This is a genomic window from Gordonibacter pamelaeae 7-10-1-b (genome assembly GCF_000210055.1).
Lineage (GTDB): Bacteria > Actinomycetota > Coriobacteriia > Coriobacteriales > Eggerthellaceae > Gordonibacter > Gordonibacter pamelaeae.
Map to the genome: position 1 here is coordinate 3,151,319 of NC_021021.1, position 2,009 is coordinate 3,153,327.

2 protein-coding genes are annotated in these 2,009 nt (G+C 67.8%); one reads left to right on the top strand and one right to left on the bottom strand.

From position 1 onward, the window contains the following. Positions 1 to 224 precede the first annotated feature (224 nt). Positions 225 to 1,619 carry a uracil-xanthine permease family protein gene (locus GPA_RS14470; protein WP_015540339.1) on the top strand — a complete coding sequence of 465 codons (1,395 nt, stop codon included), beginning with the start codon at positions 225 to 227 and terminating at the stop codon, positions 1,617 to 1,619. A gap of 117 nt (positions 1,620 to 1,736) precedes the next feature. Here GPA_RS14470 and GPA_RS14475 read toward each other — a convergent pair whose 3' ends face one another. Beyond that, the gene (locus tag GPA_RS14475) at positions 1,737 to 1,973 is read right to left on the bottom strand and encodes a VF530 family protein (protein ID WP_015540340.1); all 237 of its coding nucleotides are present in this window, start codon (positions 1,971 to 1,973) and stop codon (positions 1,737 to 1,739) included. Positions 1,974 to 2,009: the final 36 nt, after the last annotated feature.

A 2,009-nucleotide genomic window follows, 5' to 3' on the forward strand; every position in this document is an offset into this window, starting at 1 on the left:
CCCGGGCGGCTGGGGTGCGCCGGGCCGCCGGTCGGATGGCATCCGCCATACCCCTGGCCAGATGCGGCGCGCCGCGCACGCCTTCCGACGGGAAAGCAAGGCGCTTTCCCTCGTTTCCGCGTCCCGCGGGCCTTTCTTGTAGCATAATACCGAAGGTTTGAGCGCGCTCGCCGTCGGGAGGCGGCGCCGCGCGCGGGGAAAGCGATGCGAGAGGGGTTTTGCCGATGAGCAAGGATCGACCGGTGCCGACCATGGGGGCCAAGGACAGTCCGGACGCGGTGTACGACGCGCGCCCGCTCGGCGTGCCGAAGATGGGCGTGTTCGGCCTGCAGCATATGTTCGCCATGTTCGGGGCCACGGTGCTCGTGCCGGCGCTCACGGGCCTGTCCGTGTCGGCGACGCTCCTGTTCGCGGGCCTGGGCACGCTGCTGTTCCATTTCCTGGCGAAGGGGAAGGTGCCGGCGTTCCTGGGCTCCTCGTTCGCGTTCATCGCCGGCTACGCGGCCATCGCGCCGAACGGCGAGGCCGATCTTCTGCCCTACGCGTGCCTGGGCGTGGCGTGCGCGGGCCTTCTGTACCTGGTGCTGTCGGCGCTGTTCCGCGTGTTCGGGGCGGCGCGCGTCATGCGCTTCTTCCCGCCGGTGGTCACGGGGCCCATCGTCATCTGCATCGGGCTTATCCTGGCCTCCTCGGCCATCACGAACGCCTCGTCGAACTGGCTCATTGCCGTGGTGGCTATCGCGGTCATCGTGGTGTGCAACATCTGGGGCAAGGGCATGGTGAAGATCGTCCCCATCTTGCTGGGCGTGATCGTGTCGTATGCCGTGGCGGCGTTCGCGGGCGAGGTGGACTTCTCCACCGTGGCCGCGGCTCCGTGGGTCGGGCTGCCCGTGGCGTGGGACAACACGGTGTTCTCGCTGTTCGGAGAGTCGTTCGACACGGGGCTCGCCATCACGGCCATCATCACCATCATGCCGCTTGCGTTCGCCACGATGATCGAGCATATCGGCGACATGTCGGCCATCAGCTCCACCTGCAACCGCAACTACATCGCCGAGCCGGGCCTGCATCGCACCCTCTTGGGCGACGGCCTGGCCACCATCATCGCGTCGCTGTTCGGTGCGCCGGCGAACACGACGTACGGCGAGAACACGGGCGTGCTGGCGCTGACGAAGGTGTTCGACCCGCGTGTCATCCGCATTGCGGCCCTCTTTGCCATCGTGTTCTCGTTCTCGCCGAAGTTCGCGGCGCTCGTGGCCGCCATGCCGGCGTGCGTGGTGGGCGGCGTGTCGCTCGTGCTGTACGGCATGATATCGGCCGTGGGCATCCGCAACCTGGTGGAGAACCACGTGGACTTCATGAAGAGCCGCAACGTGCTCATCACGGCGCTCATCTTGGTGCTGTCGCTGGGCATCGCGTACAGCGCGGCGGGCGCCATCGTGGTGCCGGTGGGCGGGATCACCATCTCGCTGTCGGGGTTGGCCGTGGGGTCGATCGTGGGCATTTTGATGAACGTGGTGCTGCCGGGGCACGAGGAGGCCGTCGGCGCGCCGCGCGAGCCGGAGGAGATGCCGGACGTTCCCATGCCGCTGGAGGACATCCGCCCGGCGAACGGGTAGGGCGTCCGAGCTCGCTGCAACCGCCTGGCTTTTCATGAGGCGCCTCTCCCGCTCGCTGCGGGGGAGGCGTTTTTGCGTGGGGGACGTCCTTCGCGACGGCGGAGGCGTGCGGGATGGCTAGAACGTCGTGCCCTTGTAGAGGTCCTCCACCTTCTTGCGGGCCCAGGGCGTCCTGCGGAGGAACGTGAGCGAGCTCTTGATGCTGGGGTCCTTCGCGAAGCAGTTGATGCGGATGCGGCGGGCCAGCTCGTCCCAGCCGTACTTGTCAACCAGGCGGGTGAGCATGGCCTCGAGCGTCACGCCGTGCAGCGGGTCGTTGGGGTGTGGGCGCTCGGCGGGGTTGTCGTTCGGCATGGGTGCGATCCTCCTCGTTCGTTCGTCGGCCCCTAT

Bases quoted from the DNA above. Each gene is read 5' to 3' on its own strand.
- GPA_RS14470 (WP_015540339.1), top strand. From the start codon at position 225: ATGAGCAAGGATCGACCGGTGCCGACCATGGGGGCCAAGGACAGTCCG.
- GPA_RS14475 (WP_015540340.1), bottom strand. From the start codon at position 1,973: ATGCCGAACGACAACCCCGCCGAGCGCCCACACCCCAACGACCCGCTG.